The 19051-nt window shown below is 73.8% G+C and carries 18 protein-coding genes; 13 read left to right on the forward strand and 5 right to left on the reverse strand.

Going from position 1 to position 19051, the window contains the following annotated elements; genetic code table 11:
* Nucleotides 1-124: 124 nt before the first annotated feature.
* Nucleotides 125-1678 (reverse strand): alpha/beta hydrolase, encoded by a 1554-nt coding sequence (locus ABZ948_RS38310; protein ID WP_359767652.1) that lies wholly within the window; start codon nt 1676-1678, stop codon nt 125-127.
* A 344-nt stretch (nt 1679-2022) separates the two neighbouring features.
* Here ABZ948_RS38310 and ABZ948_RS38315 point away from each other — a divergent pair, with 344 nt between their 5' ends.
* From ABZ948_RS38315 to ABZ948_RS38345, 7 genes are all read left to right on the forward strand, one after another.
* Nucleotides 2023-3147 carry a Gfo/Idh/MocA family protein gene (locus ABZ948_RS38315; protein WP_359767654.1) on the forward strand — a complete coding sequence of 375 codons (1125 nt, stop codon included), beginning with the start codon at nt 2023-2025 and terminating at the stop codon, nt 3145-3147.
* Nucleotides 3144-4070, forward strand: coding sequence for a DUF6807 domain-containing protein (locus tag ABZ948_RS38320; protein ID WP_359767656.1), 927 nt, complete (start codon nt 3144-3146; stop codon nt 4068-4070). The genes ABZ948_RS38315 and ABZ948_RS38320 overlap by 4 nt, the downstream gene beginning before the upstream one ends.
* Nucleotides 4064-4825 (forward strand): cupin domain-containing protein, encoded by a 762-nt coding sequence (locus tag ABZ948_RS38325; protein WP_359767658.1) that lies wholly within the window; start codon nt 4064-4066, stop codon nt 4823-4825. Before ABZ948_RS38320 ends, ABZ948_RS38325 begins: the two co-directional genes overlap by 7 nt.
* Before the next feature lie 68 nt (nt 4826-4893).
* Entirely contained in the window at nt 4894-6177 is a 1284-nt protein-coding gene (locus ABZ948_RS38330; protein WP_359767660.1) for an ABC transporter substrate-binding protein, read from the forward strand.
* Nucleotides 6174-7112 carry a carbohydrate ABC transporter permease gene (locus ABZ948_RS38335; protein WP_359767662.1) on the forward strand — a complete coding sequence of 313 codons (939 nt, stop codon included), beginning with the start codon at nt 6174-6176 and terminating at the stop codon, nt 7110-7112. Before ABZ948_RS38330 ends, ABZ948_RS38335 begins: the two co-directional genes overlap by 4 nt.
* On the forward strand, nt 7109-7975 hold the full coding sequence (locus ABZ948_RS38340; RefSeq protein WP_359767664.1) for a carbohydrate ABC transporter permease: 867 nt from the start codon (nt 7109-7111) through the stop codon (nt 7973-7975). The genes ABZ948_RS38335 and ABZ948_RS38340 overlap by 4 nt, the downstream gene beginning before the upstream one ends.
* 5 nt (nt 7976-7980) lie before the next feature.
* Complete coding sequence (locus tag ABZ948_RS38345) at nt 7981-8574, forward strand: hypothetical protein (RefSeq protein ID WP_359767666.1); 594 nt, start codon at nt 7981-7983, stop codon at nt 8572-8574.
* Nucleotides 8575-8712: 138 nt separating this feature from the next.
* On the opposite strand, the gene ABZ948_RS38350 is transcribed toward ABZ948_RS38345, so the two are convergent.
* The 4 genes from ABZ948_RS38350 to ABZ948_RS38365 all read right to left on the reverse strand — a co-directional run bounded on the left by ABZ948_RS38350 (nt 8713) and on the right by ABZ948_RS38365 (nt 13301).
* The gene (locus ABZ948_RS38350; protein ID WP_359767668.1) at nt 8713-9414 is read right to left on the reverse strand and encodes a phosphatase PAP2 family protein; all 702 of its coding nucleotides are present in this window, start codon (nt 9412-9414) and stop codon (nt 8713-8715) included.
* A gap of 134 nt (nt 9415-9548) precedes the next feature.
* The gene (locus ABZ948_RS38355; protein WP_359767683.1) at nt 9549-10538 is read right to left on the reverse strand and encodes a FecCD family ABC transporter permease; all 990 of its coding nucleotides are present in this window, start codon (nt 10536-10538) and stop codon (nt 9549-9551) included.
* Nucleotides 10539-10618: 80 nt separating this feature from the next.
* The gene (locus tag ABZ948_RS38360) at nt 10619-11680 is read right to left on the reverse strand and encodes a FecCD family ABC transporter permease (protein WP_359767670.1); all 1062 of its coding nucleotides are present in this window, start codon (nt 11678-11680) and stop codon (nt 10619-10621) included.
* On the reverse strand, nt 11670-13301 hold the full coding sequence (locus ABZ948_RS38365; protein WP_359767672.1) for a (2,3-dihydroxybenzoyl)adenylate synthase: 1632 nt from the start codon (nt 13299-13301) through the stop codon (nt 11670-11672). Before ABZ948_RS38365 ends, ABZ948_RS38360 begins: the two co-directional genes overlap by 11 nt.
* 130 nt (nt 13302-13431) lie before the next feature.
* Here ABZ948_RS38365 and ABZ948_RS38370 point away from each other — a divergent pair, with 130 nt between their 5' ends.
* The 6 genes from ABZ948_RS38370 to ABZ948_RS38395 form a co-directional block, all read left to right on the forward strand.
* Nucleotides 13432-14775 (forward strand): salicylate synthase, encoded by a 1344-nt coding sequence (locus ABZ948_RS38370; RefSeq protein ID WP_359767674.1) that lies wholly within the window; start codon nt 13432-13434, stop codon nt 14773-14775.
* Between the two features lie 8 nt (nt 14776-14783).
* Entirely contained in the window at nt 14784-16073 is a 1290-nt protein-coding gene (gene entS, locus ABZ948_RS38375; RefSeq protein WP_359767676.1) for an enterobactin transporter EntS, read from the forward strand.
* Between the two features lie 22 nt (nt 16074-16095).
* Nucleotides 16096-16908 (forward strand): alpha/beta fold hydrolase, encoded by an 813-nt coding sequence (locus ABZ948_RS38380; protein WP_359767678.1) that lies wholly within the window; start codon nt 16096-16098, stop codon nt 16906-16908.
* A 67-nt stretch (nt 16909-16975) separates the two neighbouring features.
* Complete coding sequence (panD, locus tag ABZ948_RS38385) at nt 16976-17407, forward strand: aspartate 1-decarboxylase (protein ID WP_389622380.1); 432 nt, start codon at nt 16976-16978, stop codon at nt 17405-17407.
* A 3-nt stretch (nt 17408-17410) separates the two neighbouring features.
* A complete protein-coding gene (locus tag ABZ948_RS38390) occupies nt 17411-17629 on the forward strand; it encodes an MbtH family protein (RefSeq protein WP_114250393.1) in 219 nt (72 codons plus the stop codon).
* Nucleotides 17629-19051 (forward strand): condensation domain-containing protein (locus tag ABZ948_RS38395; RefSeq protein ID WP_359767681.1); only part of this gene is annotated, 1423 nt, incomplete at its 3' end. The genes ABZ948_RS38390 and ABZ948_RS38395, both read left to right, overlap by 1 nt.

The following is a 19051-nucleotide window of genomic DNA, read 5'->3' on the forward strand; positions in this document are numbered from 1 at the left end:
ATGCCGTCGGTTCACCAGGTGTAGATGGCGTACGCACAGTCAGTGCCGGTGTGCGCTCCGCGTCACGCGCCGTGCCGGTGTGCGGCTCCCCGTCACGCCCCGTGCCGCGTGCGCGCGGCACGCGTCACCCGCGGGCGCGCGCCGCGCAGTCCACGTCCCGGGCCGGCAGGCGTCCCGTGGCCAGGTACGCGTTGACCGTGTCGTCGACGCACGGTGAGCCGTAGACGCCGTACACCCCGTGCTGGTCCGCGCCGCGCAGGGTGACCAGGCGCGAGGAGGGCCACAGGGCGCGGACCGTCGTGGCGCCGTCGTAGTAGGTGCGCGGGTCCCCGGTGGCGTTGACGAGGAGGGCCGGCAGGTCGTCCCGGACGGTGGTGGGACGCTCGCGCGGCCGGTCCCAGGAGGCGCACGGGTTGATGTTCTGCGTGAGGGGCGAGAAGAGCGGGTCCCGCGCGCGGGTGCGCTGGACGTCGCGCCAGTACACCTCGGGATCACGCGGGGCGGCGTTGTCGCCGCAGATGATCGCCGTCTGCGCGCTGCCGTAGGGGGAGTCGGTGCCCGTGAGCACGAACTCGAGCACCCCGGCGAGCCACGGCGACGGTGTCACCCGCTGCCCCTGCGACGCGCGCAGCAGGTCCCGCATGCCCTGGGCGAAGTCCCCGTAGGGGGTGTCGTGGTGCATGGAGAGGCCGTTGAGGACGACGACCGGCATCACGTGCTCGTCCAGCCGGTGGTCGCCGAGCCGCAGCGGGGTGCGGGCGGCGGCGGCCCGGATCCGTTCCACGGTGGCCAGCACCTCGCCCCGCGTCCGGCCCAGCCCGTAGGCCGCGTCACGGGCGGCCGCCCAGGAGGCCCACCCCTTCAGGGCCCGCTGGTTGACCGGGCCGACGTCCCGCCACAGCCGGGCGGTGTAGCGGGCCGGGTCGATCACCCCGTCCAGGACGACCCGGTCGGTGCGGCCCGGGAACATCGAGGTGTACACCTCGCCGAGGTAACTGCCGTACGAGTAGCCCAGGTAGGAGATCCGCCGCTCGCCGAGCGCGGCCCGGACGACGTCCATGTCGCGCGCGGTGTTGCGGGTGGTGGCGTGCGGGAGTTCGTCGCCGGCGTGGCGGCGGCAGCGCTCGGCGAGGTCCTTCGCGAACGCGGCCATGCGGTCGAAGCCGGCCCGGTCCGAACCCGCGCCGCGCCACGCCGAGCCGGTCGGCCAGCGGCAGTCCAGCGGTGTGCTGCGGCCGATGAAACGGGGGTCCACGCCGACCACGTCGTACCGCGCGGCCACGTCCTTCATCGCCTCGCGCACCCACGGCCCGTCACCGAGCGAGGGCCCGCCGGGGCCGCCGCCGTTGAGGAGCAGCGGTCCGACACGGCGGCCGGTGTCGGTGGCGCGGATCCGGGAGATCGCGACGGTGATCGTGCGGCCGCCGGGATCCGCGTAGTCCAGCGGGACGGTCACGTCGGCGCAGCGGGCGCCGGCCTGCCGCAGTTCCTTGCCGGTCGTGTCGTCCGGGCCCAGCACGCAGCTCTTCCAGGTCAGGCGCTGCTCGTGAAAGCGGGCGAGAGGGTCGGGGCCGGGGGCTCGCTCGGCGGCCGTGGCCGGCAGCGCCGTGACGGCGAGAGCCCCGGCTGTCAGGGCGAGGGCGGCTCTCCTCGCGGTTCCCGGGAGGCGGGATAACACGTGGTGTCCTTCCTGTCGCGGATACCCCACGGCATGGCAGGGACATGCCGATGAAGGGGATGAAGGGGGTGTGCGACAGAAGGGTAGGAAGGGGCCCACCGCCTGATCACTCCGGCTGGCAGCCGCTTCCCGGTGGGGTATACCCCCGCAGGAAGGCGGGGGAACACCGTTTCCCCGGCCTCGGCGCCCACCGCGATCTCCGCCCCAAGCTGGGAGAACGCGCGGGCAGACCTTGTGCAGGTCCGTGCAGGGGGGTTGTCCAGACATTCTCTCCCGCCTAGGGTCACCTTCCGAGTGCAAGCGCTTTCCAAGCGTGTGTCCGCCGGCCGTCCGAGGAGCGCCGCATGACCGTGTCCCCAGGGACTCCCACCCGCCGCCGCGTGGCCGTCGTCGGCACCGGAGCCATCGTCGGCGGCAGCCACCTGCCCGCGCTGCGGGCCCACGCCGACCGGGTGGAACTGGTCGCCGCCGTCGACGTGGACCAGGAGCGGCTCGACGCCTTCCGCGAGCTGGCCGGCGAGCAGGTCGCCGGGTACACCTCGGTGGACGCGATGCTGGACGCCGTCCGACCCGACCTGGTCCTCATCGGCACGCCGCCCTCCCTGCACCGGGACCAGACGGTGGCCGCCCTCAAGGCCGGTGCCTGGGTGCTGTGCGAGAAGCCGCTCACCCTGTCGCTCGCCGAGTACGACGAGATCGCCGCCGCCGAGGAGGCCACGGGCGCCTACGCGGCGGTCGTCTTCCAGCACCGCTACGGCTCCGGCGCGGTGCACGCCCGCGAGCTGATCACGAGCGGCGAGCTGGGCGCCCCGCTGGTCGCGCACTGCCAGACGACCTGGCACCGGGACGCCGCCTACTACGCGGTGCCGTGGCGCGGGAAGTGGGCCAGCGAGGGCGGCGGCCCCACCATGGGCCACGGCATCCACCAGTACGACCTGCTGCTGCACCTGCTGGGCGAGTGGGAGGAGATCCGGGCGATGGCGGCCCGGCTCGTGCACGACACCGAGAGCGAGGACGTCTCCACCGCCCTGGTGCGCTTCCGGAGCGGCGCCCTCGCCACCGTCGTCAACAGCGTGCTCTCCCCGGACGAGGTGAGCCGCATCCGCATCGACTGCGCGGACGCCACCGTGGAGCTCACCCACCTGTACGGCCACAGCAACGACAGCTGGGTCTACACCCCGGCCCCGCACGTCGCCTCCGACCGCGCCATCGCCTGGCGCACCCCCGCGCACGACGTGCCGAGCTCGCACACGGCCCAGCTCGGCGCGCTCCTCGACGCCTACGACAGCGGCAGCCGGCCACCGGGCAGCGGCCGGGACGCCCGCGCCACCCTCGAATTCGCCGCCGCCCTGTACAAGGCGGCGTTCACCGGCCGATCCGTGCACGCGGGGGAGATCGGCCCCGGCGACCCGTTCTACGAGGCCATGCACGGCGAGTACCCCGACTGGGCCCCCAAGGAGCGCGCATGAGCATCCGCGTCACCCACACGCACGGCGAGGACATCGCCGTCACGGCGGCGAACGGCACGGAGATCCTCCGCTACGTCTACCGCCCCGACCCGGATCCCTTCGAGTCCCGCAAGCCCTACGCCCATCCCGTGCGCACCCTGTCCGGCCGCACGGTCACCGGCTACCGCCCGAACGACCACCGCTGGCACAAGGGCCTGCAGATGACCGCGAGCCATCTGTCCGGCCAGAACTTCTGGGGCGGCAACTGCTACGTCCACGGCCAGGGCTACCTCCCCCTGCCGGAGCGGGTCGGCTCGATGCGGCACGACGGCTTCTCCGCCTTCACCGTCGAGGACGACCGCCTCTCCTTCACCGAGGACCTCACCTGGATCGAGAACGGCGGCGAGGAGTGGGCGCGCGAAGTGCGCGGGCTGACCGTGCACGGGGTGGACGAGGAGACCGGCGCCTGGGCCCTCGACTGGTCGATCCGCCTCACCAACACCCGCTCCGCACCACTGGCCTTCGGCTCCCCGACCACCGCGGGCCGTGAGATGGCCGGCTACACCGGACTCCAGTGGCGCGGCCCGCGCGACTTCACCGGCGGCACGGTCTTCGCCCCGGACACCGACGCCGACGCCGGGAAGCTGATGGGCACCCAGGGGCCGTGGCTCGCGTTCACCACCGAGCACGACGATGTCGACGGCCACTCCACCCTGGTCTTCGCGCACGCCCCCGAGAACCTCGACGAGACGTCCGCGATCCACGAGTCCCACTGGTTCGTCCGCTCCGAGCCGTTCCCGACGGTCGCCTTCTCCTGGGCGTTCTTCGAGGAGTTCGAGCTGCCCCCGGGCGAGTCCTTCGCGTACCGCTACCGCATCGTCGTCGCCGACGGCGCCTGGGACCGCGACCGGGTCGGCACCTACCTGGGGGGTCTGCCGTGGTGAGCGAACCGAAGCCGGCGCTCCCGCACCCGCTGCCCGGAGCGGTCGGCCTGTCCCATCTGAGCGCCTACGACTGGGAGGCCGCCGACGGCGTCTGCGGCGGCAGCCCCCATCTGCACCTGGTGTGCACCGAGGCGTACGTCGTCACCGGCGGCCGGGGCGCGGTGCAGACGCTGAGCCCCGACGGCTACCGGGACATCCCCCTGGCGGCCGGCTCCGTCGCCTGGTTCACGCCGGGCACCGTGCACCGCATGGTGCAGGGCGGCGACCTGCGCATCACCGTGCTGATGCAGAACAGCGGCCTGCCCGAGGCGGGGGACGCCGTGTTCACCTTCCCGCCCGAGGTGCTCGCCGACCCGGAGAAGTACGCCGCCGCGGCCGCCCTGCCGCCCGGCACCGGACCGGAGACGGCGGCGGCCGCCCGCCGCCGCAGGGATCTCGCCGTCGAGGGCTACCTCGCCCTGCGCGAGGCGCTCGTCGCCGGGGACAACGGCCCCTACCGGGAGTTCCAGCGCGCCGCCGCCCGCCTCGTGCGGGACAAGGTGCCCACCTGGCGCGCCCTGTGGCAGGCCGGCGCCCTGGCCACCGCCGAACGCACCGGCGCCCAGCTCGACGCGCTGGCCGCCGGCGAGCCCGCCTACCTCGGTGACGCCACGGCCCACGAGGCCGCGCCCACCCGGCTCGGCGGCTTCGGCATGTGCGGCCGCCGCGACGAGTACGCACTGCCCGGCACCACACTGCCGTACCAGGCGGAATAGCCGCAGGGCGATCCGGGGGGAACTGAGGGGGGCTCAACCACAACTCCGAGGAGAGGAGTGACCTCGGCATGCCCGGACACAGGACAAAGGGGTTCTGCGCGTCGGCCGCCGCACTGGCACTGTGCGCCGTGCTGGCGGGCTGCGGAGGACCCGGCGAGTCCGCCGGCGGCGGCAAGGTCGTGCTGCGCTACACGTGGTGGGGCAACCCCGACCGCGCGGAACGCACCGAGCAGGCCGTCGCGCTGTTCGAGAAACAGCACCCGGACATCGACGTGGCGACGTCGTTCTCCGGCTACGACGCCTACAAGCAGAAGCTCGCCACCCAGGCCGCCGGCGGCGACGCCCCGGACGTGATGCAGCTGGACTACCGCCAGATCGACCAGTACGCCTCCGGCGGCGTCCTGCTCGACCTGGGGAAGCAGAAGTCCGTCCTGCGCACCTCCGAGATAGACCAGGGCCTGCTCGCCACCGGCCGCGTCGACGACGTCCAGTACGCGATCCCGCAGGGCCGCGGCACCGAGACCGTCGCCTACGACGTCCGGACCTGGAAGAAGTCGGGCGTTCCCCTCCCCGGCGACAGCTGGACCTGGAGCCAGTGGGCCGACATCATGCGCGCCCTCGCGAAGAAGACCGGCAAGCCCGGGGCGACCGACCCCGGCCAGAGCGAGGACGCCTTCGAGGTCTGGCTGCGCGGCCAGGGCAAGGCCCTCTACACCGAGGACGGCGGGCTCGGCTTCACCGCCGACGACCTCACCCGCTGGTGGAGCTTCACCGACGGGCTGCGCCGCGAGGGCGCCGTCTCGCCCGCCGAGCAGACCACCCAGCTCGACGGCTCCGTCGAGAACACGCCCCTCGGGCGCGGCAAGTCCGTCACCGACGCCAACTGGGACGCCCCGGCGAGCGGTTTCCTCGCCCTCGTCCCGACCGGCGTCGCCCTCGCCCCCATGCCGACGGGCGAGGACGGCACACCCGGCCAGTACTTCAAGCCGTCCATGTTCGTCGGCGTCTCCGCGAACACCGCCCATCCGAAGGAGGCGGCGCGGCTCGTCGACTTCCTGATCAACGACCGGCAGGCCGCGGAGATCCTCGGCGCGAGCCGCGGCATCCCCGTCAACGAGACCATCCGCGACGAGATCGGCCCGCAGCTCAAGGACTTCGACAGGACCATCGCCGACTTCCAGGCGTCCCTGGAGGGCAAGCTCCACGACCCGCCCCAGGCACCGCCGGCGGGCGACAACGCCCTCCAGAGCACCTTCCAGCGCGACTACGACCAGGTCTCCTACGCGCGCATGTCGCCCCGCGAGGCGGCCGAGAACTACGTCACCGAGGCGAAGGCGGAGCTGAGGTCATGACCACCACCGCGATTCCCGCGGAGGCGGAACGCGCCCCCGCCCCCGCCCCGAAACGCCGCCCCAGGCGCGAACGCGAGGGCGCCGCCTGGGTGTTCCTCTCCCCGTGGGTCCTCGGCGCGGTCGTGCTGACGCTGCTGCCGATGGCCGTGTCGCTGTACCTGTCGTTCACCGACTACGACCTGTTCACCCCGCCCAAGTGGGTGGGCCTGCGCAACTACGTGCAGATGTTCACCGAGGACCCCCGCTACTGGCGCTCGGTCGTGACGACCCTGACGTACGTCGTCGTCGCCGTGCCCCTGCAACTGGCCCTCGCCCTCGTCGTGGCGCTCGCCCTGAAGGGCATGAAACGCGGCAAGGCCTTCTACCGCTCCGCGTTCTACGCGCCCTCCCTGCTCGGCGCGTCGATGTCGATCGCCCTGGTCTGGCGGGCGATCTTCAACGACGGCGGCACCGTGGACAACCTGTTCGGCACCGGCGGCTGGGTCAACAAGCCCGGCTGGGCGCTGCTCGCCGTCGCCCTGCTGACGGTGTGGCAGTTCGGCGCGCCGATGGTCATCTTCCTCGCCGGGCTCCAGCAGATCCCCGCCGAGCTGTACGAGGCGGCGGCCTGCGACGGGGCCTCGAAGTGGCGGCAGTTCCTGTCGGTCACCGTGCCGATGCTCTCCCCGGTGATCTTCTTCAACCTCGTCCTGCAGACCATCCAGGCCTTCCAGGTGTTCACCCCCGCCTTCGCGGTCAGCGCGGGCAAGGGCGGACCCGCCGACTCGACCCTCGTCTACACCATGTACCTCTACGACCGCGGCTTCGTCGCCTCCCACATGGGATACGCCTCCGCCATGGCCTGGGTGCTGCTCGTCGTGATCGGCGTCGTCACGGCGGTGCTGTTCCGCACCTCGCGCTCCTGGGTCTTCTACGCCTCCGAGGGGGACCGATGACCGCCGTCCCGACCACCGCGCCCCGCACACCCGTCCGCTGGGGCCGCATCGCCCTGCACCTCGGCTGCCTGGCCGCCCTGCTGGTGATGCTCTACCCGCTGGCCTGGCTGCTGGCCACCTCGCTCAAGCCCGCCGACGAGGTCATCGCCAGCCTGAACCTGCTGCCCAGCCACCTGGAGTGGGCGAACTACCAGACTGCCCTGGAGGGCGTGAACGACGTCTCCATCTGGCGGCTGCTCGGCAACTCGCTGCTCATCGCGGGCGGCGCGGTCATCGGCAACGTCATCAGCTGCTCGCTGGCCGCCTACGCCTTCGCCCGGCTGCGGTTCCGGCTGCGCGGGCCGCTGTTCGCGTTCATGATCGCCACGATCATGCTGCCGCACCACGCGGTGCTGATCCCGCAGTACATCATCTTCAACCAGCTGAACCTGGTGAACACCTACTGGCCGCTGATCCTGCCGAAGTTCCTCGCCACCGAGGCGTTCTTCGTCTTCCTCATCGTGCAGTTCATGCGCGGGCTGCCGCGCGAGCTGGAGGAGGCGGCCCGGATCGACGGCTGCGGCCCGTTCCGCAGCTTCTTCCAGGTCGTGCTGCCGCTCACCCGGCCGGCCCTGATCACCACCGCCATCTTCACGTTCATCTGGACCTGGAACGACTTCTTCACCCAGCTCATCTACCTCTTCGACCCGGACAAGTTCACCCTGACGCTCGCGCTGCGCTCCTTCGTGGACGCCTCCAGCACCTCCGCCTTCGGCCCGATGTTCGCCCTGTCGGTGATCGCGCTGCTGCCGATCGTGCTGTTCTTCCTCGCCTTCCAGCGGTTCCTGGTGGAGGGCATGGCCAGCTCCGGACTGAAGGGGTGAGCGGGATGCCGACTCGTGAGGCCGGCGAGGTGTTCGGGCCGCGCATGACCCTGTTCGCGGACGTGCTGAGCGTCGGACTCGTCACCTCGGTGGCGTGCCTGCCGCTGGTGACGGCCCCGGCCGCGCTGTCGACGGCGTGTGCCGTGCTGCGCGGGGCGGGGCAGGACCGGCCCGTCACGGCCGGACGGTACGCCGCCTTGCTGCGCGAGCGCCTGCGGGCCGGTGATCTGCTGGCGGGAGCCGTCGCGCTGGCGGGTCTGCTGCTGCTCGCCGCGGACCTGGCCCTGGCCGGGGCGGGCCTGCCCGGGGCGCCGCTGTTCGCGGTGGCTGCCGCCGGCATCGGCGCCTGCGCCGCGGTCGTCGGCCTGCGCGCCTGCGGACGCCCGGAGTCGGTCACCGACTGGCGGGCGGCGCTGCGCGGGGCGGGCCGGGACGCCGTGGCGGACGTGGGCGGCAGCGGGCTGGTCCTGCTCGCCGTGGCGACGGCCGCGCTGTGCGCCTGGATGCTGCTGCCGCTGGCCTTCCTGGTCCCAGGCCCGCTGGCCCTGGCGCTCACGGCCGTCGACGTCCGGCGGTCCGCCGCCGTTCCCGTTCCGTAGCCCGCCGCCCTACCGGGCCTTGAGGGACTTCGGCTGACGGGCCGTCAGCACTGCGGGAGCCGGGAGCCGGGAGCCGGGAGCCGGGAGCCGGGAGCCGGGCGCGGGGTGAAGCCTCCCCGTGCCCGGCCGCCCGGCGGCTCACCGGCGCAGGGAGTCGGTGATGCTGATGCGCGGCCACGAGCGGGCCGCCGTGAGAAGCGCCTGTGTCCTCGCGGAGGGAGTGGCCGCTGCCGCCGCCAGCGCCGCCGCGGCGCTCGCGATGCCGAGGACCGCGCCGGCCGCCACATCGCCCGGGTAGTGCACGCCGGTGTGGATGCGGGAGTAGCCGACGGCGCCCGCCAGCGCCCCGAGCGGCACCGCCGCCGGGGGCAGGACCACGCCGACGGCGGTGGCGAACGCGACCGCCGACGCCGTGTGCCCCGAGGGGAACGAGGCCGACGTCGGCATCCGGACGTGCCGGTCCACCGTCACCCGGGCGGCCTCCCGGTCCGGCCGGGCCCGGCGCACCAGGCGCTTGCCGAGCAGGTTGGCGGAGGCCGAGGCCACGGCGATCGCGCCGACGCCGGCGAGCGCGGCCCTGCGCGGCCGCTTGCCGGCCAGTGCCAGGGCGGCGGCGATGGTGAAGGAGATCTTCGAGTGGTCCGCCGCGTGCGACAGGTGGCGCAGCGTCCGGTCGAGGGTGGGCGTGGGGGTGGCGGCCACCGCCGCGTACAGGGCGCCGTCCACGGCCCTGAGATCGCCCATGACGGCGCCCAGGAGCCGGCCGGGCCCACCCGAGGGCTTCCCGTCCTTCGGGAGCGGACGGAGGGCGTCCGCGTCTGTGGTCGTCGGATCGGTCATGTGCTTCTCCCCGCAGTGGCCTTCCCAGCAAGGTACCGGCTCACACCGGGCGCACGCTCGGCGCCCCCGCGAGCCGGTACCACCCGAGTGCCCAGGTGGCGGCGGGCCATCCGGTGAGCCGGACCACGACGCCCTCAGATGCGTCCGGCCCGCCGTTGCCGGCGCAGGAGCAGGCCCAGGTACAGGCCGCCGACCACCGCGGTCACCACGCCGACCGGGAGCTGGGCCGACTCGTGGAGGTGCTGGGAGGCGAAGTCCGCGGTGACCACGAGGAGCGCGCCGGTGCAGGTGGCGGCGAGGAGGTTCGGGCCGGGCTGCCGGGTGAGGCGCCGGGCCAGCTGGGGCGCGATGAGGGCGACGAACGGGATCGGCCCGGCCGCCGCGGTGGCGACCGCGCAGGCCGCCGTGGCGAGGACCAGCATCACCAGCCGGGTGCGCTGCACGGACACCCCGAGCCCGCCCGCGACGTCGTCGCCCATCTCCAGGATCTTCAGCCGGCCCGCCACGCACACGATCAGCGGCAGGACCACCAGCAGCCCGAGCGCGGCGGGCCGCACGTCCTGCCAACCCCGGCCGTTGAGGCTGCCGTTGAGCCACACCATGGCCTGCGCGGCCTCGGTGAACCGCGCCTTGGCCAGCAGGTAGGCGTTGACCCCCTGGAGCAGGGCGCTGACGCCGATGCCGACGAGGACCAGCCGGAACCCGTGGATGCCGTGCCGCCAGGCGAGGACGTACACCAGGACGGCCGTCGCCAGGCCCCCGCCCACCGCCCCGAGCGCCACCTGCCCGCCGGTGCCGCCCGCGACCAGCACGACCAGCAGCCCGCCGGTGGCCGAGCCGTAGGTGAAGCCGACGATGTCCGGGCTGCCGAGCGGGTTGCGGGACAGGCTCTGGAAGAGCGCGCCGCTCACCCCGAGGGCGGCTCCGACGAGGATGCCGGTGAGCAGCCGGGGCAGACGCAGTTCGCCCACGACGAAGTCGGTCCGGCGGCTGCCGTTGCCCAGCAGGGTCCGGACCACGTCCGCCGGGGAGATCGCGTACTCGCCGGTGCCCAGGGCGAGGACGCCCACTCCGGCCGTGGCGGCCAGCACGAGCACGCAGACCGTCAGGGCGCGCACGTCCAGCCGCAGGGACAGGCGCTGGGAGCGGCTCCGCACGACGTGGGTCCGGGCGGGGAGCCCGGCGGGCGCCGGGGTCTGCGTCGTCACGCGGCCACCACCCTGCGGTGCCGTACGAGCGCGATGAACACCGGCGCCCCGACGACCGCCGTGACCACGCCCGCGTCGAGTTCGTCGGGGCGGACGGCGACCCGGCCGAGGACGTCCGCGAACAGCAGCAGCGCCGGGGCCAGCAGCAGCGACAGCGGGAGCGTCCAGCGCTGGTCGGCGCCGGCGATCATGCGGGCCATGTGCGGGACGGCGAGACCGACGAACACCAGCGGGCCGACGGCCGAGGTCGCCGCGCCGCACAGCAGCGTGACGGCGAGCAGCCCGAGGAAGCGGGTGCGGTGCAGATGGGCGCCGAGCGAGCGGGCGGCGTCGTCGCCGAGGGCCATCGCGTTGAGCGGCCGGACCAGGCCGAGGGCCAGCACCAGGCCCACGGCGACGAACGGCGTGATGGTCGTCAGCGTGGCGCTGTCGGCCCGCGCGAGCGAGCCCACGCTCCAGAACCGCAGCTGGTCCAGGGCCTGCGCGTCGAGCAGCATCAGGGTCTGGCTGATCCCGGTGAACACCGCGGCGATCACCGCGCCGCCGAGCGCGAGCCGTTCGGGCGTGGCGCCGCCGCGTCCGCCCGAGGCCAGCGTGTACACGAGCAGGCCCGCCACCACCGCGCCCGCCAGCGCGAACCACACGGAGGCCCACAGGCTGGTCAGCCCCAGCACGGTGAGGGACAGGACGACGCCGGTGGCGGCGCCGGCGTTGACGCCGAGCAGGCCGGGGTCGGCCAGCGGGTTGCGGGTGAGCGCCTGGATGAGCGCGCCCGCGACACCGAGTGCGGCACCCGCGGCGATGCCGGCCAGGGTGCGCGGCACCCGCACGTCCCAGATGACGGAGGCGGCGGTCGAGCCGTCGTCGTGCCGCAGCGCGTCCACGACGACGGAGACCGGCAGCGACCGCGACCCGATGGCCAGGCTGAGCAGGACGGCCGCGAGGAGGAGCAGCAGGGCGCCCAGGACGGCGAGGGTGCGGGTGGAGGTCCGGCGGCGGGCGGGCGGCGCCGGGGAGGGCTTCTCCGGGCGGGCCGGAGCGGTGGTCTCAGCCGGCACCGCTGCCCTCCGCGCGCAGTCGTGCGGCGATCCTGCGGCCCAGCTCCTTCTTGTCGATCTTGCCGACGGAGGTCCTGGGGAAGGCGTCGGCCACTTCCACCCGGTCGGGCAGCTTGTAGGCGGCGACGCCCCGTTCGGTGAGGAACGCGGCCAGGTCCCGCTGGGTGGGGGCCGCCTGGCCGCGGAGCACGAGGTAGGCGCAGGTGCGTTCGCCCATGGTCGCGTCGGGCATGCCGACCACGGCCGCGTCGTGCACGGCGGGGTGGGCGAGGAGGTGGTTCTCCAGCTCCTCGGCGGAGATCTTGTCGCCGCCCCGGTTGATCTGGTCCTTGGCCCGGCCCTCGACGACCAGGTGCCCGGAGGGCAGGACGCGCACCAGGTCGCCGGTGCGGTAGTAGCCGTCGTCGGTGAAGGAGCGGGCGTTGTGCCCGGGCGCGCGGTAGTAGCCGCGCAGGGTGTAGGGGCCGCGGGTGAGCAGTTCACCGGTGCCGCCGGGCGGCACGTCGTGGCCGTCCTCGTCCACCACCCGGATCTCGTCGGCCGGGGACATCGGGCGGCCCTGGGTCTCGGCGACGAGTTCCGGCGGGTCGTCCAGGCGCGTGTAGTTGAGGAGGCCCTCGGCCATGCCGAAGACCTGCTGGAGGGCGCAGCCGAGGGCGGGTCCGACCCGGGCCGCGGGTTCGGCGCCCAGCTTGGAGCCGCCGACCTGGAGCAGCCGCAGGGACGACAGGTCGGCCTCCTCCCACTCCACGGCGTCCAGCCAGAGCAGGGCGATCGGCGGGACCACGGCGGTGACGGTGACCCTCTCCCGCTCGATCAGCGCGAAGGCGTCCTCGGGGCTGGGCGTGGGGGAGAGGACGACGGTGCCGCCGGCGTACAGCGTGCCGAGCAGGCCGGGGCAGGCGAGCGCGAAGTTGTGCGCGGTCGGCAGCACCACCAGGTAGACGGTGGAGCTGTCGAAGCCGCAGACCTCGGCGCTGGCACGGACGTTGTAGGCGTAGTCGTCGTGGGTGCGCGGGATGAGCTTCGGCTTGCCCGTGGTGCCGCCGGACAGCAGCAGCACGGCCACGTCCGAGGGGTCGGGCACGGCTAGCGGGACCGGGGCGGCGTCGACGTCGCCGAGCGCGGTGAACTCCTGGGGATCACCGGCCACCAGGACGTGCTCCACGCCGGGCACGGCCTTGCGCACGGCCCGGGCGAGGGCCCGGTGGTCGAAGTGGTCGTGGGTGTCCGGGATCGCGTACGCCTTCGCGCCGGACGTCTCGGCGACGTGGACGATCTCGCTCTCCCGGTGCGCGGGCAGCGTCAGCACCGGTATCGCGCCGGCCCGCAGCAGCGCGAAGAACAGCACCACGAAGGCGTCCGTGTTGGGGAGTTGGACCACCACGCGGTCCCCGGCGCCGATGCCGAGCCGGCGCAGTCCCGCGGCCTGCCGGTCGGCGCGGGCGTCGAGTTCGGCGTACGACCACCGGTCGCCCGCCGCGTCCACGAGCGCGATGCGCTCCGGGTCGCGTTCGGCCCGGTCCCGCAGCAGCCGGTCCAGCGGCCGGCCCTCCCAGAACCCCTCGGCCCGATACCTCTCCGCGACCTCTTCCGGCCAGGGCACCCAACCGTCGAGCATCCTCAACTCCCGCCTGCTGTTTAGGAAAGGCTTCCCTAATGGAAGATCGGGGTCAAGCCTGGACGAGAGTTCGGGGCGGAGGCTAGGGTCTTACCTTAGGTTAGGTTAACCTAAGCTCGGGAGGTAGTCGTTGCTGCGGTACCGGAGCGCGCGGACGGAACTGCCGGGAGACCCCGTCCTGCTGGCCGCCAGGCTGGCGGAGTCGGGACTGTTCGACCAGTACGTGGTCTACGAGAGGGAAGGCGAATGGTGGTTCGCCGGAGGCGCGCTCGGTGAGGTCGTGGTCGACCGCTCCGAAGTCCGCCGCCGCCTGCTCACCGAGGACGCCGCGGTCCCGCTCGGCCCGCACCCCCTGCGCCAAGTCCAGGAACAGCTCGACCGGATGGCCGTCGAGGGCTGGCGCGCCTACGGCTGGATGGCCTACGAGTTCTCGCACCTGAACGCCGGCCGGCCCGACCGGGCCGGGGACGGGCGGCTCCTCCACCTCGTCGTCCCGCAGAGCGAGGTGAGGCTCCGTCAGGGCGAGGCCGAGGTGCGCAGTACGGACCCGGAGACGCTCCGGGCGTTAATGGCCCTGCTGGCCGCCCCCGTCACCCGTGAGCCGGTGGAGGCCCGGCCGATCGACGTGGCGGACACCGACGGCACCTACCCCGGCCTCGTGGCCCGCGCCATCGAGGAGATCCGGGCCGGCGAACTGCAGAAGGTCATCCTCTCCCGGACCGTCCCGGTGCCGTTCCCGGTCGACTTCACCGCCACCTACGTGCACGGCCGGTCCCACAACACCCCCGCCCGCTCCTACCTGATGAACCTCGGCGGACGCCGGGTCGTCGGCTTCAGCCCCGAGACCGTCGCCGAGGTCGGGGCGGACGGCCGGGCCCTCACCCAGCCGCTCGCCGGGACCCGCGCCCGCGGCTTCGGCGAGCAGGAGGACGAGCGGCTGCGCGCCGAACTCCTCGCCGATCCCAAGGAGATCTCCGAGCACGTGCTCTCCGTGAAACTGGCGGAGGAGGAGATGGCCACCGTGTGCCGCCCGGGCACCGTCTCCGTGCGCGACCTGCTGAGCGTGCGCCGGCGCGGCTCGGTCCAGCACCTCGGCTCCAGCGTGCACGGACAGCTCGCCGAGGGCGCCACCGCCTGGGACGTGCTGCGGGCCGTCTTCCCGGCCGTGACCGCCTCCGGCATCCCGAAGGCGCAGGCGTACGACTGCATAGCCCGGCTGGAGACGGAACCGCGCGGCGTCTACAGCGGCGCGGCCCTCATGGCGGGCAGCGACGGCTCGCTCGACGCGGCCCTGGTCCTGCGCAGCCTCTTCGAGGAGGACGGCCGCACCTGGCTGCGGGCCGGCGCCGGTATCCTCGCCGGGTCGACTCCCGCCCGGGAACTGGAGGAGACCTGCGAGAAACTCCGCAGCGTCGCCCCCTACGTCGTCCCCGCGCAACCGGCGCCGCTCGCCGCGCCGTCCCTGAGGAGTTAGGTGCGAAGGTGCGACTGGGAGAAGTCGTCGTCGATGTCACCCCCCTGAGAGCGAGCAGGCACTTCCGGCTGCTGTTCGCCACCCAGGCGATCTCCATGCTGGGCACGCACCTCACCTCGGTCGCGGCCAGCATCCAGGTCTACGAGCTGACCGGGTCCTCGGTCCAGGTCGGCCTGATGAGCCTGTCGTTGGGGCTGTCGCTGCTGGTCGGGCTGGTCGCGGGCGGTGTGCTCGCCGACCGGGTCGACCGGCGCCGGATCGTGCTCGTCACCCGGGCCGCGACCGCCGTGGTGATCACGGGTCTCGCGGTGAACGCGGCCCTGCCCGACCCGCAGCTGTGGTTCGTGTTCGTCGCGGCCGTCCTCGCGGGCGGCGCCAGTGGTCTCGGCGGACCCGCCCTGATGGCCGCCGCCCCGGCCCTGGTCGCGCCGGGCCAACTCGCGGCCGCCGGGGCGCTGATGACCCTCACCGCCCAGCTCGGCGCCATGGCCGGGCCCTCCCTCGCGGGCGTCATCGCGGCCGGGCCGGGGGTCGCGCTGTGCTTCGCGGCCGACGCCGTCATCTACGTCGTGGGCCTCGCCCTGCTCGCCCCGCTCCCCCGCCTCGCGCCCGAGGGGGCCGGGGAGCCGCAGCACCCGCTCAAGGCCATGGGCGAGGGCCTGCGCTTCCTGCGCGGCAACCAGGTCGTCGCCGGGCTGCTGCTGATCGACGTGTGCGCCGTGGTCTTCGCCATGCCGTACGCGCTCTTCCCGGAACTGGGCACCGAGCACTTCGGCGGCGGACCCTCCACCGTCGGCCTGCTCTACACCGCCCCCGCGGTCGGCTCGTTCTGCGGGGCCCTGGCCAGCGGCTGGACCGGCCGGATCCACCACACCGGACGCGCCCTGATCGGCGCGGTCGCGCTGTGGGGCCTGGCGATCACCTGCTTCGGCCTGAGCCCCACCCTGTGGACCGCACTGGTCTTCCTGGCCCTCGCGGGCCTCGGCGACACCGTCTCCGAGATCCTGCGCCGGGCCCTGCTCCAGCACTACACGCCGGACCGCCTCCAGGGCCGGGTCGGCAGCCTCTGGCTCGCCCAGGCCACCGCCGGCCCCTCCGTGGGCAACGTGGAGGCCGGCCTGGTGGCCCGGGCGCTCGGCTCCTCGGCCGGCGCCGCCGTCGTCGGCGGAGTGGTGTGCCTGGCCGGAGTGGCGGCGGTCGCCCTCGCCCTGCCGGGGCTGCGCAAGGCCACCCTCCAGGGGCCGCCCGCCGGTGACGGACGCGCGGCGCCCGCCGAGACGTCACCCGCCGCCGACTGACGCCGCGCCCGCGAGGAGGGCCATGCCGAGCACGACCATCGACGGAGTCCGGATCCACTACGACGACACCGGCCACGGCGAGCCCGTGCTCCTGGTCATGGGCCAGGGCGCCCGGGGACGCGCCTGGCACCTCCACCAGGTGCCCGCCCTGGTCGAGGCCGGACACCGCGTGGTCACCTTCGACAACCGGGGCGTCCCGCCGAGCGAGGAGTGCCCCGGGGGCTTCACCATCGACGACCTCGTGGCCGACACGGCGGGTCTCGTCGAGCACCTCGGCCTCGCACCCTGCCGCCTCGTCGGCGTCTCGATGGGGGCGTACGTCGTCCAGGAGCTGATGCTGCGCCGGCCCCGGCTCGTGCGGCAGGGCGTGCTGATGGCCACCCGGGGCAGGACCGACGCCCTGCGCTCCGCCACCGCCGCGGCCGAACGCGCCCTGTACGACAGCGGGGTGGAGCTGCCCCCTGCCTACGCGGCCTGGGTGCGGGCCGTGCGGAACCTCTCGCCCGCCACCCTCGACGACGAACAGCGGGTCCGGGACTGGCTGGAGCTGTTCGAGCTGTCGCCGGAGCCCGGCGGGCCGGGTGTACGGGCCCAGCTCGACCTGGAGGTCCCCGAGGGGCGGCTCGACGCCTACCGGGCGATCGACGTGCCCTGCCTGGTGATCGGCTTCGCGGACGACCTCGTCCTGCCGCCCCGTCTGAGCCGCGAGGTCGCCGAGGCCGTCCCCGGCGCCCTCTACCAGGAGATCAAGGGCTGCGGCCACTACGGCTATCTGGAGCGCCCGGACGAAGTGAACCGCGTGCTTCTGGAGTTCTTCCGCAACTGTTCCGCGTAGCCGTTCTTCCCGACACGGCGATGTTGATTTAGGTTAGCCTCACCTAAGTGCTACTCCTCAGGGGGTCATGGTGCAGCGCACCTTGCTCAACGGCAAGATCCACCGAGCCACCGTCACCCAGGCCGATCTGCACTACGTAGGGTCCCTGACCATCGATCAGGACCTCATGGACGCAGCCGACATCACCGAGGGCGAGCAGGTCCACGTGGTCGACATCGACAACGGCGCCCGGCTCACCACCTACGCCATCACCGGCGCACGCGGCACCGGCGTCATCGGCGTCAACGGGGCCGCCGCCCACCTCGTCCACCCCGGCCACCTCGTGATCATCATGTCGTTCGCCGTGCTCGACGAGTCCGAACGGGCCGCCCACCGGCCCCGGGTCGTCCACGTCGACAAGGCCAACCGGATCCTCGCCCTCGGCGCGGACCCGGCCGAGCCGGTCCCCGGGGCGCCCGACCAGTACTCGGGAGCCTTCACCCAGCAGGAGAGGAACTGAGCCATGGCCAACCCGTTCGACGACGACAGCGGCGTCTTCCGCGTCCTGGTGAACGACGAGGGCCAGTACTCGCTGTGGCCCGACTTCGCGCCCGTACCGGCCGGCTGGGAGAGCGTGCACGGCCCGGACACCCGGGCCGCCTGCCTGGAGCACATCGAGCGGAACTGGACGGACATGCGCCCCCGCAGCCTGGCCGAGGCGATGCGCGGAGCCGGCGACTGATGGCGCCCCGGCCGGTCGTGGAGGACGTCCTTCCGCTGTCGCCGACGCAGGAGGGCATGGTCTTCCACGCCCTGTACGACGAGCAGGCCCGGGACGTCTACACCGGACAGCTGGTCATCCGGCTCGAAGGGCCGCTGGACCAGGGCCGGTTGCGCGCGGCGGCCGACGCCCTCCTGGCCCGGCACGCCAACCTGCGGGCCGCCTTCCGCACCCAGCGGTCGGGCCGGCGGGTGCAGGTGATCGCCGGCGGCATCCGGACGCCCTGGCGCGCCACCGACCTGTCCGGCCTGCCGCCGGCCGAGCGGCAGGCCGCGTTCGAGGACCTGCTCGCCCGGGACCGCGAGATCCGCTTCGACCTCGCCCGCCCGCCGCTGCTGCGCATCCGGCTCGTGGCGTTCGGGGCCCTGGACCACCGGCTGCTGGTCTCCTCGCACCACCTCCTGTGGGACGGCTGGTCCGCGCCCGTGCTGGTCCGCGAGCTGTTCGGGCTCTACACCTCGGGCGGCGACCCGGCCGCCCTGCCCCCGGTCCGGCCCTACCGCGACTATCTCGCCTGGCTGTCCCGCCAGGACCGCGCCGCCGCCGAACAGGCCTGGCAGGCGGCCCTGGACGGCCTCGACGAACCCTCCCTCATCGCCCCCGAGGCCCAGGACCTCCCCGCCGGGCAGCCCGGGCGGCACGTCGTGGAACTCTCCGAGCGGGAGACCACGGCCCTCACCGCCACCGCCCGCGCCAACGGGGTGACCGTCAGCACGGTGCTCCAGGGGCTGTGGGCGGTGCTCCTCGCCCGGCACACCGGCCGGCTGGACGTCGTCCTCGGCGCCACCGTCTCCGGCCGCGACGCCGACGTCCCCGGCATCGAGTCGATGGTCGGACTGTTCATCAACACCCTGCCGGTCCGCGTGCGGTTACGCCCCGCCGAGCCGCTCGCCGACCTCCTCCGGCGCATCCAGTCCGAGCAGGCGGCGCTGCTGGGCCACCAGCACCTCGGGCTCGCCGGCATCCAGCGGGCCACCGGGCAGGGCCTCCTCTTCGACACCCTGCTGGTGTTCGAGAGCTATCCCATCGACGACGACGGCATCGCCCGCGCGCTCGGGCCCGACGGACCCCGCATGACCGAGGTGTCGGTCCGCGACGCCACCCACTACCCGCTCACCCTCACCGCCCTGCCCGGCGACCGGCTCACCCTGACCTTCAGCCACCAGCCGACGGCCCTCGACCACGCGACGGTGACCGGCATCGCGACCGCGTTGCACCGGCTGATACGGGCGTTCACGGAGGAACCCGACCGACTGGTGGGACGGCTGGACACGGCCCCGGACGACGAGCACCGCGCCGCCGCTCCGGATCAGCGGCGCACGGCCTCGCACGACGAGCACCGCGCCGCCGCTCCGGACCAGCGGCGCACGGCCGCGGACGAGG

The sequence above is a fragment of the Streptomyces olindensis genome (assembly GCF_040645895.1).
Classification (GTDB): domain Bacteria; phylum Actinomycetota; class Actinomycetes; order Streptomycetales; family Streptomycetaceae; genus Streptomyces; species Streptomyces olindensis.

Coding starts and splice junctions, on each gene's coding strand:
- ABZ948_RS38315 (WP_359767654.1), top strand. CDS start 2,023: ATGACCGTGTCCCCAGGGACTCCCACCCGCCGCCGCGTGGCCGTCGTC.
- ABZ948_RS38320 (WP_359767656.1), top strand. CDS start 3,144: ATGAGCATCCGCGTCACCCACACGCACGGCGAGGACATCGCCGTCACG.
- ABZ948_RS38330 (WP_359767660.1), top strand. CDS start 4,894: ATGCCCGGACACAGGACAAAGGGGTTCTGCGCGTCGGCCGCCGCACTG.
- ABZ948_RS38335 (WP_359767662.1), top strand. CDS start 6,174: ATGACCACCACCGCGATTCCCGCGGAGGCGGAACGCGCCCCCGCCCCC.
- ABZ948_RS38340 (WP_359767664.1), top strand. CDS start 7,109: ATGACCGCCGTCCCGACCACCGCGCCCCGCACACCCGTCCGCTGGGGC.
- ABZ948_RS38345 (WP_359767666.1), top strand. CDS start 7,981: ATGCCGACTCGTGAGGCCGGCGAGGTGTTCGGGCCGCGCATGACCCTG.
- ABZ948_RS38350 (WP_359767668.1), bottom strand. CDS start 9,414: ATGACCGATCCGACGACCACAGACGCGGACGCCCTCCGTCCGCTCCCG.
- ABZ948_RS38365 (WP_359767672.1), bottom strand. CDS start 13,301: ATGCTCGACGGTTGGGTGCCCTGGCCGGAAGAGGTCGCGGAGAGGTAT.
- ABZ948_RS38380 (WP_359767678.1), top strand. CDS start 16,096: ATGCCGAGCACGACCATCGACGGAGTCCGGATCCACTACGACGACACC.
- panD (WP_389622380.1), top strand. CDS start 16,976: ATGGTGCAGCGCACCTTGCTCAACGGCAAGATCCACCGAGCCACCGTC.
- ABZ948_RS38390 (WP_114250393.1), top strand. CDS start 17,411: ATGGCCAACCCGTTCGACGACGACAGCGGCGTCTTCCGCGTCCTGGTG.